Source organism: Bradyrhizobium sp. DOA9 (assembly GCF_000617845.2).
In the GTDB taxonomy this organism is placed as follows: domain Bacteria; phylum Pseudomonadota; class Alphaproteobacteria; order Rhizobiales; family Xanthobacteraceae; genus Bradyrhizobium.
In genome coordinates this window covers 2,709,053-2,721,496 of the sequence record NZ_DF820425.1, presented here as the reverse complement: position 1 = coordinate 2,721,496, position 12,444 = coordinate 2,709,053, and the positions used below count along the sequence as shown (strand labels likewise).

The window sequence follows — 12,444 nt, the reverse complement described above, 5'->3', positions numbered from 1 at the left end:
GGACTACCGGCGCGCTTCCTTGAGGCGTTCACTCCAGGCCGTGATCTGCGTCTCGATCACGGTCTGGTCGGCCACGACGCGGACCTCGAGCGTCTCGGCGGCCTCGTATGCAATGCCCGTTCGCCTGGATGCCTCGAGCTGCGTCTTGACGAGGTCCAGCAGCTCGCTCGGGCCGGTGACCTTGAAGGCCGGCGCCGACGAGCTGCCGGTCAGCGCCGCGATCTGCTCGACCAGCGATCCGATCGCCTTGTCGCGCACCGCCTCGGTGAGAAACGGCAGCAGGATCCGCGCCACGGAGCTTGCGATGTTGGTCTCGATCTCGCGGCAGGCCGCCTCGAAACCGCTGACGATCGCGACCGCCTGCTGGTCCGACCATTTGGCCCGCTCCTCGCCGAGCCGGATCGCGCTGCGGACGCGCTCCTCGGCCAGTTTGGCGTCGGCTTCCGCGACGCCCGCCGCATGGCCGCGCCGCCAGGCATCGTCCAGGAGATTGACCGGCGGCGCTTCGGTCGCCGGCGACGGCGACTGATGCTGCGTCTGGGGCTGCGGTTGAGGCTGCGGATCGCGCCTCGCCTCCTTCGGCCGGGTCAGCACGTCCTGGATTTTCGGCGGTGGCGGCGGCGCCGACTTGACCCGGCCATTCGCATCGAACTGCGTCAGGAGTTTTCCGATTGCCGCGTTCAAGCCGCCTCCTCGCGTCGCATCCAGTCTTTAAGGATCGCCGCCGCCTGCATCTGATCGAGCCGGACGATCTGCTCCAGCCGCTTCTGCGGCGTTCGCTGCATCTTGCCTTCGAGGTCTTCGACGAGGTTGAGCTCGGCCTCCTCGCCGTCGGGCAGCGCAAGGGCCGCCGCGGCCTCGAGCTGGGCGGCCTCGGCCGCCTCCGCCTGCTCCTGTTCCGCGCGATGGGTCAGAATGCCGTTGACCGCCGGCCGCAGCCCGAACCAGACCAGCATCGAAGCCACGGCCAGGATCGTGATCGCGTTGATGACGCTGCCGAGCTGCTTGTTGATCATCTCGACGAAGCTGATCGGCGGCACCGGCGCCAGCTCACGCGACCCCTCGATGAAGTCGACGGCCGTCACCTGGATCTGATCGCCGCGAGCCTTGTCCAGTCCGCCCGCCGTCGCCGCGAGCTGGCTGATCTCGGCGAGCTTGCTGTCGATGATGGCCTGGTTGCTCTTGTCGCCGAGATCGGCGACCAGCCGCACGCGGTTCACCAGGACGGCGATGAACAGCTTCCTGACCGAATAGCCGTCGCTCACCGTCGTCGTGGTCTTGGACGAGACCTCGAAATTGGTGACGTCCTCACGGCGGGTCTTGTCCTCGCTGGAGTTCTTGCCGCCGCCCGCATTCACCTGCTGGTCAGGAAGGTTCTGCTGCACCGTGGTCGGCGACGAACGGTCGGCGTTCTGCGAGGATTCCTTCTCGCGCACGTTCCGCACCGAGCGCTCGGCGCGGTTCTCGGGATCGTAGACCGTCTCGTTGATCTGCCGCTTGTCGGTGGACAGCTGCGGGGCGACGCTCACCTCGAAATTGTCGAGACCGAGATACGGCGTCAGCGCCTTGCGGATGCTCTCCTGCACCATGCCGCTGACCGTCTTCTGCAGGCTCGCCATCTTGGTCGGCGCGGCGCTGGCCTCGTCCTCCTCGGCGAGCAGCATCGAGCCGTCGGCATCGAGCACCGTCACCTTGTCCCGGCTCATGCCGGGGATGGCGGCGGCGACGAGATGCCGGATCGACTGCGCCGTGCGCGCCTCGATCGCGCCGTCGGTGCGCAGCACGACCGACGCCGAAGGCGGCTGCTGCGTCGCGCGGAACGAGCCGCGCACCGGCAGCACGATGTGCACGCGCGCCGCTTTCACGCCCTTCATCAGCTGGACGGTGCGGGCGATCTCGCCCTCGAGCGCGCGCAGCTTGGTGACCTCCTGCATGAACGAGGTCAGCCCGAGCGAGCCGATCTTGTCGAACAGCTCGTAACCGGAATTGGCGCTGGTCGGCAGCCCCTTCTCGGCCAGCAGCATCCGCGCCTGCATGGTCTGGCTCGGGCGCACCGAGACCGCATCGCCGGCAGAATTGACGTCGAAGGTGATGTTCTGCTCGCGCAGTGCCGCGCCGATGCGCGTCACGTCTTCGCGGGTGAGGCCGGTGTAGAGCGTTTCGAACTCGGGCCGGCTGAGATAATAGGCGCCGCCGACGACGGTGACGAGAACCGCAAAGCCGATCAGTCCCAAGGCCATCAGGCGCCGCGGCCCAAGCTCCAGCAGATTGTTGAGCAGTTGCTGTATCTGCGCACGACTGAGCATATGACCTCGTACCAATGCGAATGGTTAAGGACACTCAGCTGCCAACCTTGTCTGAAGGTTGCGCGGGACCGCGAATGTGTCAGTTCGCTGGCGAGGCGTTGCAATTTTACCAGACGGGGTGGCGCAATCGGTTGGGCGGCCACGAGCGAGCGCTCGGGCGCGCGGCAGCCCGAGCGGCTGCGACGTGTCGCAAGACGTCTGGCGTCGGGAGATCGATTGCCGGCACATCGCGCGTCGGCGTGCCCACCATCACGGCGGGGACCGTGCTCCCTGAGGGAGCACGGTCGTTTTCGAAAGCGCCGCTTAGCCGCGGAACAGCGACAGGATGCTCTGGCTGTTCTGGTTGGCGATCGAGAGCGCCTGAACGCCGAGCTGTTGCTGGGTCTGCAGGGCCTGAAGGCGGGTCGATTCCGCGTTCATGTCCGCGTCGACGAGCTGGCCGACACCGCGATCCACGGAGTCCATCAGGGTCTTGACGAACTCCGAGTTGGTCGAGATGCGGTTCTTGACCGCACCGAGATCGGCAGCGGCCGAAGCCACCGAGTTGATCGCCGCGGTGACCTGCGCGATGTAGGCATCGAGCGTGGTCTGGTCGGCCGCCGAGTCGGTCAGCGCGGAGATGTTGATCGTGTCGACCGAGGCGCTGCCGGCCACGGTGTCCAGGATGCCGGTCTGCGTGGTCGAGTAGAGCGTGTAATTGGCGGTCGTCACCGTGATCGAGCCGATGGTCGGCGTGCCGCCGACACGCGAGTAGGACGACACCAGGTTGAAGCTCGTCGGTGTGGTGCCCGTCGTGGTGCTCAGCCAGTTGATGCCGTTGAAGGTCGCCGAGTTGGCCTTCAGCTTCATGTCCTGCTGGATCTGGGTGATGTCGGCCTGGATCTTGGTGCGGTCGATACCGGCGGTCTTGGACTGGACCAGCAGCGCCTGGAGCTTGGTCAGGCCGGATTCCTTGTCGCCGATCACCGAAGTCAGAGCGGTATATTCGGTGTCGACGGTCGCGGCCGACAGGCCGAGCGAGTCCGAGACCGCCGACAGCGCAGCGTTGTCGGAGCGCATCGAGGTCGCGATCGACCAATAGGCGGCGTTGTCCGAAGCGGTGGACACGCGCTGACCGGTGGAGATCCGGTTCTGCGTGGTGGCGAGTTGCGCGCTGACAGACCGCAGGGTCTGGAGCGCGGTCATGGCGGAGGAGTTGGTGAGAAGGCTAGAACCCATTTTGATGTCCCTTTGAAGATTGACTTGAGTTGGGGACATACCGGGCTTGCACCGGTACGACAGGGCGGCGTCATGCCTTTGGGCGTGCCGCAAACGCGGGTTCAAGGCCCAATCTGTCGTAGCGGCGAGGTTAACGAGCGAAGCTTGTGCGGGGCTTGTGGCTCTGTGTTTCCGCCGCAACAGGCAGCGGAAACTGGGTGCGTGGTCGCGCCAAGCAAAAGGGCCGCGCTTTGCGAGAAGCGCGGCCCCCCCGATGATCGAAGCCTTAGCGGAACAGCGACAGGATGCTCTGGCTGCTGTTGTTGGCGATCGAGAGCGCCTGAACGCCGAGTTGCTGCTGAACCTGCAGCGCGGCAAGGCGGGTGGATTCCGCATTCATGTCCGCGTCGACGAGCTGGCCGACACCGCGGTCAACCGAGTCCATCAGCGACTTCACGAACTCCGTGTTGGTCGAAATACGGTTCTTGACGGCACCGAGATTGGCGGCGGACGCGGCCACCGAGTTGATGGCGGTCGTGACCTGCGCGATGTAGCCATCGAGCGTGGTCTGATCGGCGGCCGAGTCGGTCAGCGCGGCGATGTTGATCGTGTCGACCGAGGCGCTGCCGGCCACGGTGTCCAGGATACCGGTCTGCGTCGTGGAGTAGAGCGTGTAGTTGGCGGTCGTCACGGTGATGGAGCCGATGGTGGGCGTGCCGCCGACGCGAGAATACGACGACACCAGGCTGAAGCTCGTCGGCGTGGTGCCGGTCGTCGTGCTCAACCAGTTGATGCCGTTGAAGGTCGCGGCATTCGCCGTGCTCTTCATCTGTTGCTGGATCTGGGTGACGTCCGCCTGGATCTTGGTGCGGTCGATACCGGCGGTCTTCGCCTGGACCAGCAGCGACTGGAGCTTGGTCAGGCCGGACTCCTTGTCACCGATGACCGTGGTCAGCGCGGTATATTCGGTATCGACGGTCGCAGCCGACAGACCGAGCGAGTCGGAGACGGCGGAGAGCGCGGCGTTGTCGGCGCGCATCGAGGTGGCGATCGACCAATAGGCGGCGTTGTCCGAAGCGGTGGCCACGCGCTGACCGGTGGAGATCCGGTTCTGCGTGGTGGAGAGTTGCGAACCCACAGACCGCAGGGTCTGGAGTGCGGTCATGGCGGTCGAGTTCGTAAGCAGGCTTGACATTGCGAATGTCCCTTTTTTGTACGCGATACATTTTCACGAGGGGACATACCGGGCTTTCACCGGTACGGAGGGGCGGCATCATGCCTTTGGACTGATGTGGGTGGGTCCAATCCGCCGTGCCGCATTGCTAGCACGCCGAATCTTGCCTCCAGCTTAAAGCCGGCCTGAATTACCCAATAAAATCATATAGTTAATATTACGGACTGCTAACCATATCCAGCGCACATTGCTTAACCATAGCGGGCCGATCGGCGATCGCCGCTGTTACGAGAACGACCGCACCAGTCCGGAGGCGAGCAGGTTCCAGCCGTCGATCAGCACGAAGAACAACATCTTGAACGGCAGCGCGAGGATCGTCGGCGGCATCATCATCATGCCCATCGACATGGTCAGCGTCGCCACGATCATGTCGATCACCAGGAACGGCAGGATGATGAGGAATCCGATCTCGAACGAGCGCCTGAGCTCGGAGATCATGAAGGCCGGAATGATGACGCGCAGATCGATCCGCTTGTCGTCGAATTTCCTGCGGAAGCTTTCGGCGGCGAGCGCTTCGAAGGTCTGGAGATCCTTGTCGCGGACATGGGCCAGCATGAACTCCCGGAACGGATCGGTGATCTTCAGATAAGCCTCCTCCTCCGAGATCTCGTTCTTCATCAGCGGCTGCACGCCGGTCTCCCAGGCGCGGTCGAAGGTCGGCGCCATGACGTAGAAGGTCATGAACAGCGCGAGGCTGATCAGCACCAGATTGGCCGGCGTGGTCTGGAGCCCGAGACCGGCGCGCAGGAACGACAGCGCCACCGCAAATCGCGTGAAGCTCGTCACCATGATGAGCAGCCCCGGCGCCACCGACAGCACCGTGATCAGCGCCATCAGCTGGATGATCCGGCCGCTGGTCGAGCCGTTTCCGGGCGGCAGCAGGGAATTCAGGTCGGGAATCTGGGCCAGCGCCGCTTCGGGCAGCACGACCAGAACCAGCGCGAGCAGCAGGACTTTCACTCTCACTGAATCACCAGCGTCTCGATGATCAATTCGCGGACCTTGCCCGACGAGCGGATATTGGCGCGCTCGGTCAGGTCGTCGCGCAGATGCTGGAGCCCGCGCGATCCCTCGAACTGCGCCACCGTCGCCGAGCGCAGATAGGTCACGATGTCCTCGCTGATATGGGCGGCCAGAATGCCGGCATCCTCGTCGCTCATGCTGTCGGTCACCATCGAGGCTTCGATGCGCGCCCAGTTGTTGGCCGGCGCGGCGAGATTGGTCACGATCGGGGACAATTTCCTGAGCCGCGCGCTGCCGGCGTAGCTCGAGGCGATCGGCGGCGGCGTGGCGCTCTTCTTGGCATCGGCGACGCGCTCGGCGGTGGCGATCAGATGCAGGCCGGCAATCGCCCCCGCGCCGATCGCGATCAGGGTCAGCACGACGATGGCGGCGATCAGGCGCATGGGGTCCCCCGCCATCGCGGCGCAGTCCGGCCGGCTCGGACCTCAGAACGGTGCCACGGCGTCATAGATCCGGTGTCCCCATCCAGGCTGCTGCACGTCCGACAGATTGCCGCGGCCGCCATAGGAGACGCGCGCCTCGGCGATCTTTTCGTAGGAGATGGTGTTGGTCCGCGAGATATCGCGCGGACGCACGATGCCACCGACCTTGAGTACGCGCATCTCCGTGTTGACGCGAAACTCCTGCGAACCGCTGATCATCATGTTGCCGTTCGGCAGTACGTCGGTGACGACGGCCGCGATCGAGAGCCTGATGTCCTCGGTGCGGTCGATCTGGCCATTGCCCTTGATCTGGGTGTTGGTGCTGAGATTGGCGTTGGCCGAACCCGTGTCGTTCCATCCGGCGATGTCCATCAGCCAGTCGAGCCCGAACTTGACCTGCGAGTCGCGCGAGCGGCCGGTCTTGTTGTCGAGCTTGGCCTTGTCCTGCATCGAGATGATCACCGTCACGACGTCGCCGGTGCGGCGCGCGCGCGGATCGCGGTAGAGATCGGTGCCGTCGTCCCAGGTGGAGCGGTAGCTGACGGGCGTCCGCATGCGCGGCGTCACCGGGATCGGATCGGCCTGCATCCGCAGGCCGCTGCCGACAGGCGACATCTGCGGACCGGTCAGCACCTCGGCCGGATCATGATAGCATCCGGCCAGGAGCACGGAGACCGCGAGCAGCGAGGGGATGAGGATCGGCTTGGTCATCTATTTGCTCTTTCCGTCGTCCACGCGACGCATGCCGCCGAGCAGGTCGGCGAGGTGCGCCGCGCGTGCCGTGTCCATCTCGTTGAAGATCGCGCTCGAGCTGCGCGGGCTGAGCTTGGCGAGCACGGCGGCGGCGGTCTCGTCGGCCATGCCGGCGATCTGGGTCGCCGCAGCTTCGGGCTTCATGCGCGAATAGATCTCGACCACGCTCGCTTCGGCCTTCTTCAGGAAGTCGTCGCGCAACACCATCCATTTCTCGTATTCGACGCGCTTGGCCTCGACTTCGGCGATGCGCTCGCGCAGCAGGCTCTCCGCCTTCTCGAGCTCCTTGAGCTGCCAGGCCAGCCTGGCGTCGACGGCGGGATCGGCGACGTTGCTGCAGAACAGCGCGATTTCGTTGTCGGGGGCCGGCGCAGCCTGCGGCGGTGCAGGCTTCGGCGGCGCCGTGACGCTGCCGGGCTTGGCCGGACGGACCGCTGCGGGCGCAGGTGTCGGCGTCTCCGGCACCGCACCGGTGACGACGGGGCTCGAATCTTCAGCCGCCCATGCCGTGGCCCGGACCGCAGCATTGTCGCCAGGTATCGCGCTGGCGGGCGACTGCGGCTTCTGCGGTCCGCGGGCGAAGGAGAGCAGGTTGAGTGGCTTCGACGACCTGGCCTCGTCGAGGGCGAGCACCGGCGAGACACTCGCCAGCATGGTTGCCGCGGCCAGCAGGAGGAGTTTGACTTTGTGATCCAGCTTCAGCATCGGGCCGCGTGCGATTCTCGCTTCAGACCTGAGCATTGAGCGACCAAGCTTGCACGACGCTTGCGCATCATTGCACGATGACGTCGGCCTGGAGCGCGCCTGCCGTCTTGATCGCCTGGAGGATCGCGATGATCCCTGACGGCTTGAGGCCGATCTGGTTCAGCCCGCGCACGAGGCGCTGGAGATCGACCCCACTGAGGATCGCCACCTGCGATCCGGCCTCGTTGGCCTCCACCACTGTCTGCGGAACGACCACCGTCTGCCCTCGCGAGAATGGCGCCGGCTGGGATACGACCGGCATCTCCGTGACGCGAACCGTCAGATTGCCGTGGGTCACGGCAACGGTCGATATGCGCACGTCGCGGCCGATGACGACCGTGCCGGTGCGCTCGTTGATCACGACCCGCGCCGGCGTGTCCGGCTCGACCACCAATTCGCCGATCTCGGCGAGGAAGCGGACAGGGCCGACATGCCGCGGCTTCGACAGCACGATGGTGCGGTAGTCGCGCTCGAACGCGATCTGCGCGCGGTAGCGGCCGCCGGCGTAACGGTTGACCGCGTCGAGGATGCGCGTTGCGGTGACGAAGTCGGGGTTCTTCAGCTGCAGCACCAGAAATTCCATCTCATGCAGACTTCCGTGCACCTCGCGTTCGACCAGCGCACCGTTCGGGATGCGTCCGGCCGTCGGCGTGCCCTGGCTGACGTTCTGCGCCTGGCCGCCGACGCTGTAACCGGCGACCGTGATCGCGCCCTGCGCCACCGCATAGACGGCGCCGTCCGCCGCGCGCAGCGACGTCATCACCAGCGTGCCGCCGAGCAGCGACGTCGCATCGCCGAGCGACGACACGGTGACGTCCATGCGCTCGCCGGGTCCGATCGAAGGCGGAAGGTCCGCCGTCACCATCACCGCTGCGACGTTGCGCGTGCGCAGCGTCGTCGGACGCGGGGGGTTGTTGGTGCTCGTGGTCTCGTTCCTGACGTTGATGCCCATGCTCTCGAGCATCGATTGCAGGGACTGTTCGGTGAACGGAGCATTGCGCAGCGTGTCGCCGGTCCCGTTGAGGCCGATGACGAGGCCGTAGCCGACGATCTGGTTCTCGCGCAAACCCTTGATGTCCGCGATGTCCTTGATGCGGACGCCGGCTTGGGCGCTGGCGGCCGACACCAGCAGGACGAACGCAAGCAGGAGTCTCATCATGACCCGTCCATGACCTTGACGGTGCCGTCCGGCTGGACGACGCCCCTGATGATCACGCCGGTGTCCGTGTTGCGCAGGGGGATCAGCGCGCCGGCTGAACCCGACTGCATCGCCGAGCCGTAAGTGACGATGGACAGGCCGCTGTCCTCGACCACGACCTTGACCATGGCGCCGCGCGCGACGGTCCAGGGATCCTCCACCGCATTGGTTGGAATGGGCTGGCCCGGCAACAGCGCGCGCCGCGCCATGCGTCCGACCAGGACCTGACGTTGGTCGATGAACATGGCGACGCCGAGCAGGCTCGGCGCGAAGGCGCGCTCGGCGATCATCTCCTCGCGGATCAGCTCGCCGGCGCGGATCGAGACGGCCGGCACCGGAAGCCGCTTCTCCTCGGCCGCGGCGACCCGCGCCGCGGCGAGAACCAGCAGCACGGCGGCCAACCCGCGCATGATCAGGCCCACCCAGTTCAACATCGAGACACCGGAGCTAGCGCATGCCCTTCGAGACCGTCTGGGCCATTTCATCCGAGGCCTGGATGACCTTGGCGTTCATTTCGTAGGCGCGCTGCGCCGAGATCAACTCGGTGATTTCCTTGACCGGGTCGACGTTCGAGGCTTCAAGCCATTTCTGGCTGATCTTGCCGTAGCCGGCATCGCCGGGCAGGCCGACGACCGGCGTGCCTGACGCCGTGGTCTCCTTGTAGAGATTGCTGCCCAGCGGCTCGAGACCCGCTTCGTTGGCGAAATTGGCGAGGTTGAGCTGGCCGATCTGCCGCGGATTCACCTCCGTGTCGAGCTTGGCAAACACCTGGCCGGTCTGATTGACCGTGACCTCGACCGTCCCCTGCGGGATGGTGATCGCGGGATCCAGCAGGTAACCGTCGATCGTGACGAGCTGGCCGTTGGCATTGGTATTGAACGAGCCCGCACGGGTGTATTGCACCTCGTTGTTGGGGCCGAGCACCTGAAACCAGCCGCGGCCGTTGATCGCGAGATCATAGGGATTGCCGGTCTGCGTCAGCGCGCCCTGGATGTGCAGCTTGCGGATCGCCGCGGACTTGACGCCGAGGCCGAGATTGGCGCCTTCCGGAATCGGCGAGGAGCCGTTGGTGTTCGCGACGCCCTGCATGCGGTCCATCTGGTAGAACAGATCGGTGAACTCCGCTCGCGCCCGCTTGTAGGAGGTCGAGTTGATGTTGGCGATGTTGTTCGCGATGACTTCGATGTTGGTCTGCTGGGCGTTCATGCCCGTGGCCGCGATGGCGAGCGATTTCACTAGTCCCACTCCTTCAGATCAAATCGACATCCGAACGACTTCCTGGTAGGCCTGAACGACCTTGTCGCGAACCGCAACCGCGGTCTGCAGAGCCTGCTCGGCCGACATCAGCGCCTCCACGACGCGGCGCGTCGATTCCTTGCCCTGCATTGCCGAGATCGACGCCGCCTCGCCCGCCTTCAGCGTCCCGATCGCGTCGGATGTCACCTGCTTCATCACCGATTCGAAGCCGACATCGCCGCTGGCGTGGACCGAACTTGTCGCGGCAGGCGCGACCGCCTGCGTCTCGCTCGCGCGGCTCGCCGCCTGCCCTGCGGAAATCGCGGTGGATGAAATCGCTTCAAGCATGGTCAGCTCCTCAAGAGATCGATGGTCATGCCGAGCATGGACCTCACCTGCTTCACGACCTGGAGATTGGCCTCATAGGAGCGGTTGACCTCCCGCATGTCGGCCATCTCGATCATCATGTTCACGTTCGGCAGCTTGACGTAGCCGGCCTTGTCGGCGGCGGGATGCCCCGGATCGTACTCCACCCGGTAGGGCGTGGTGTCGACCCCGATCTCCTTGACCTTCGCGAGCTGCGCGCCCGAGGCGCGGTCCATCGCGGCATCGAAGGTGATGGTCTTGCGCTGATACGGATCGGCGCCGGCGATGCGTCCCGTCGCGGTGGCGTTCGCGAGATTCTCCGAGACGATGCGCATGCGCGTCGATTGCGCTTCGAGCCCGGAGCTTGCGACCGTCAGGGAGGCGCTCAGTGAGTCCAGCATGTCAGTTCACCTCAGCCCTTTGCACTCGACAGCATCATGCGGTGAAACGACCGGACGATCGCCGCGTTCATCGAATAGTCTCGATTGACGTCGCTGCCCTTGATCATTTCCTGCTCGAGGCTGACGGAGTTGCCGGAGTGAACCACCTCCCAGCTATCCTTCTTCGAGGTCGCCCGCGTATCGGTCTCGGCTGCGGACAATTGCAAGTGCGAGGGCGACGTCGTCGCAAGCCTCACCGGCATGCCGTCGAGCACCTTGTTGAACGGCTCGACGTCGCGCGCCCGAAAGCCCGGCGTGTTGGCGTTGGCGACGTTGGTCGCGATGGTCGATTGGCGCAGCTCGAGATAGCGCGCCTGAGACGATGCGAGTTCGAAGAGATAAAGCGGTCCCACGACGATCCCATTCTGATCCAACGGGACGAGCCTAGGACGTTAAGCTTTCGTCAAGCTGTTGCGCGACGCACCACCTTCGGAAATCTATCGGACGTTCTCGGGCCGCGGCGCCTGCTTGGATTGGAGGAAGTAGATGATCTCGGCGACGGGCCGGAAGAATTCCGCCGGAATCACCTGATCGACCTGAACCGCCTCGTAGAGCGCGCGCGCCAGCGCCTTGTTTTCGATGACGGGAATTCGGTTCTGCTCGGCGACCTCGCGGATCTTCAGCGCGATCACGTCCATGCCCTTGGCTACCACGAGCGGCGCGGCGCTTTCCTCGCGCTTGTAGCGCAGCGCGATCGCGAAGTGCGTCGGGTTGGCAATCACCAGCGTCGCCCGCGAGGCCGAGGCGATCATGCGTTGGCGCGAACGGTCGCGTGCCAGCGAGCGCAGGCGCGCCTTGATGAGGGGATCGCCCTCCGCCTGCTTGTGCTCGTCCTTGATCTCCTGCTTGGTCATGCGCAGCTCGCGCCGCCAATGGAAGCGCGCCCAGGCGAGATCGATCGCCACCAGGACGATGGTGGCGATGCAGATCGCCGAGACGATGCGCATCGCGATGTTGAGGATCATCTCCGGCAGCGCGACCGGATCGGTGTACATCGCCTCGAACGCTCTCGCTTCGGACGAGCGCAGCACGAAGGCGACGACAGCGGTTACCGCGGCAAGCTTGAACAGCGACTTGGCGAACTCGATCAAGCCCTGCGTTCCGAACAGCCGGCTCCAGCCGCTGACCGGGGAGATTCGCGACAGGTCCGGCTTGATGCGCTCGAGCACCAGGCGCGGCGCGTTTTGCAACAGCGAGGCGGCGAGTCCGAACGCCACGAGGATGACCACCAGCGGCACCAGGAACCTCAGGGCCTGCAGGCCGACCACGGTGAGCAGGTTCTGCGCGTCCGCGCCGGTCGAGAGCGGGAAGCCCTCGGGATCGTCGAGCAGGCTCTTCAGCGTCGGCGTCAATTGCTGCACGCCCGGGCCGATCAGGAACGCCTGGATCACCATCAGCGCGGCCATCGAGGCGAAAATGGACGCCTCCCGAGAGACCGGAATCTTGCCCTGTTCGAGCGCATCGCGGACTTTCTTCTCGGTCGGCTCTTCTGTCTTGCTGTCCTGATCGGATGTTTCTGCCATGC

15 protein-coding genes are annotated in these 12,444 nt (G+C 65.2%); all 15 read right to left on the bottom strand.

Features of this window, described 5'->3' with window-relative positions; all coding sequences use genetic code 11:
* Positions 1-3: 3 nt before the first annotated feature.
* The 15 genes from BDOA9_RS12695 to flhB all read right to left on the bottom strand — a co-directional run bounded on the left by BDOA9_RS12695 (position 4) and on the right by flhB (position 12,442).
* Positions 4-684 (bottom strand): hypothetical protein, encoded by a 681-nt coding sequence (locus BDOA9_RS12695; protein ID WP_025034312.1) that lies wholly within the window; start codon positions 682-684, stop codon positions 4-6.
* Positions 681-2,306: a flagellar basal-body MS-ring/collar protein FliF gene (gene fliF / locus BDOA9_RS12690; protein ID WP_025034311.1), complete on the bottom strand. Its 1,626-nt coding sequence runs from the start codon at positions 2,304-2,306 to the stop codon at positions 681-683. The genes BDOA9_RS12695 and fliF overlap by 4 nt, the downstream gene beginning before the upstream one ends.
* A 303-nt stretch (positions 2,307-2,609) precedes the next feature.
* A complete protein-coding gene (locus tag BDOA9_RS12685) occupies positions 2,610-3,524 on the bottom strand; it encodes a flagellin N-terminal helical domain-containing protein (protein ID WP_025034310.1) in 915 nt (304 codons plus the stop codon).
* Between the two features lie 265 nt (positions 3,525-3,789).
* Entirely contained in the window at positions 3,790-4,698 is a 909-nt protein-coding gene (locus BDOA9_RS12680; RefSeq protein WP_025034309.1) for a flagellin N-terminal helical domain-containing protein, read from the bottom strand.
* A gap of 264 nt (positions 4,699-4,962) precedes the next feature.
* Positions 4,963-5,703 (bottom strand): flagellar type III secretion system pore protein FliP, encoded by a 741-nt coding sequence (gene fliP, locus BDOA9_RS12675; protein ID WP_025034308.1) that lies wholly within the window; start codon positions 5,701-5,703, stop codon positions 4,963-4,965.
* On the bottom strand, positions 5,700-6,143 hold the full coding sequence (locus tag BDOA9_RS12670) for a flagellar basal body-associated FliL family protein (RefSeq protein WP_025034307.1): 444 nt from the start codon (positions 6,141-6,143) through the stop codon (positions 5,700-5,702). Before BDOA9_RS12670 ends, fliP begins: the two co-directional genes overlap by 4 nt.
* Positions 6,144-6,185: 42 nt before the next feature.
* The gene (flgH, locus tag BDOA9_RS12665; RefSeq protein ID WP_025034306.1) at positions 6,186-6,893 is read right to left on the bottom strand and encodes a flagellar basal body L-ring protein FlgH; all 708 of its coding nucleotides are present in this window, start codon (positions 6,891-6,893) and stop codon (positions 6,186-6,188) included.
* Complete coding sequence (locus BDOA9_RS12660) at positions 6,894-7,640, bottom strand: MotE family protein (RefSeq protein ID WP_025034305.1); 747 nt, start codon at positions 7,638-7,640, stop codon at positions 6,894-6,896.
* A 67-nt stretch (positions 7,641-7,707) separates the two neighbouring features.
* The gene (gene flgI, locus BDOA9_RS12655) at positions 7,708-8,838 is read right to left on the bottom strand and encodes a flagellar basal body P-ring protein FlgI (protein WP_025034304.1); all 1,131 of its coding nucleotides are present in this window, start codon (positions 8,836-8,838) and stop codon (positions 7,708-7,710) included.
* Positions 8,835-9,311, bottom strand: coding sequence for a flagellar basal body P-ring formation chaperone FlgA (gene flgA, locus BDOA9_RS12650; RefSeq protein ID WP_244521473.1), 477 nt, complete (start codon positions 9,309-9,311; stop codon positions 8,835-8,837). The genes flgI and flgA overlap by 4 nt, the downstream gene beginning before the upstream one ends.
* Positions 9,312-9,324: 13 nt before the next feature.
* Complete coding sequence (gene flgG / locus BDOA9_RS12645) at positions 9,325-10,113, bottom strand: flagellar basal-body rod protein FlgG (protein WP_025034302.1); 789 nt, start codon at positions 10,111-10,113, stop codon at positions 9,325-9,327.
* An 18-nt stretch (positions 10,114-10,131) separates the two neighbouring features.
* On the bottom strand, positions 10,132-10,461 hold the full coding sequence (locus BDOA9_RS12640; protein WP_025034301.1) for a flagellar hook-basal body complex protein FliE: 330 nt from the start codon (positions 10,459-10,461) through the stop codon (positions 10,132-10,134).
* Positions 10,462-10,463: 2 nt separating this feature from the next.
* Entirely contained in the window at positions 10,464-10,880 is a 417-nt protein-coding gene (gene flgC / locus BDOA9_RS12635; RefSeq protein ID WP_025034300.1) for a flagellar basal body rod protein FlgC, read from the bottom strand.
* An 11-nt stretch (positions 10,881-10,891) separates the two neighbouring features.
* Positions 10,892-11,293 (bottom strand): flagellar basal body rod protein FlgB, encoded by a 402-nt coding sequence (flgB, locus tag BDOA9_RS12630; RefSeq protein WP_025034299.1) that lies wholly within the window; start codon positions 11,291-11,293, stop codon positions 10,892-10,894.
* Positions 11,294-11,356: 63 nt separating this feature from the next.
* Entirely contained in the window at positions 11,357-12,442 is a 1,086-nt protein-coding gene (gene flhB, locus BDOA9_RS12625) for a flagellar biosynthesis protein FlhB (protein ID WP_025034298.1), read from the bottom strand.
* Positions 12,443-12,444: the final 2 nt, after the last annotated feature.

Bases quoted from the DNA above. Each gene is read 5' to 3' on its own strand.
- flgA (WP_244521473.1), bottom strand. From the start codon at position 9,311: ATGTTGAACTGGGTGGGCCTGATCATGCGCGGGTTGGCCGCCGTGCTG.
- flgH (WP_025034306.1), bottom strand. From the start codon at position 6,893: ATGACCAAGCCGATCCTCATCCCCTCGCTGCTCGCGGTCTCCGTGCTC.
- fliF (WP_025034311.1), bottom strand. From the start codon at position 2,306: ATGCTCAGTCGTGCGCAGATACAGCAACTGCTCAACAATCTGCTGGAG.
- flhB (WP_025034298.1), bottom strand. From the start codon at position 12,442: ATGGCAGAAACATCCGATCAGGACAGCAAGACAGAAGAGCCGACCGAG.
- BDOA9_RS12640 (WP_025034301.1), bottom strand. From the start codon at position 10,461: ATGCTTGAAGCGATTTCATCCACCGCGATTTCCGCAGGGCAGGCGGCG.
- BDOA9_RS12680 (WP_025034309.1), bottom strand. From the start codon at position 4,698: ATGTCAAGCCTGCTTACGAACTCGACCGCCATGACCGCACTCCAGACC.
- flgI (WP_025034304.1), bottom strand. From the start codon at position 8,838: ATGATGAGACTCCTGCTTGCGTTCGTCCTGCTGGTGTCGGCCGCCAGC.
- BDOA9_RS12685 (WP_025034310.1), bottom strand. From the start codon at position 3,524: ATGGGTTCTAGCCTTCTCACCAACTCCTCCGCCATGACCGCGCTCCAG.
- BDOA9_RS12670 (WP_025034307.1), bottom strand. From the start codon at position 6,143: ATGCGCCTGATCGCCGCCATCGTCGTGCTGACCCTGATCGCGATCGGC.
- BDOA9_RS12660 (WP_025034305.1), bottom strand. From the start codon at position 7,640: ATGCTGAAGCTGGATCACAAAGTCAAACTCCTCCTGCTGGCCGCGGCA.
- flgC (WP_025034300.1), bottom strand. From the start codon at position 10,880: ATGCTGGACTCACTGAGCGCCTCCCTGACGGTCGCAAGCTCCGGGCTC.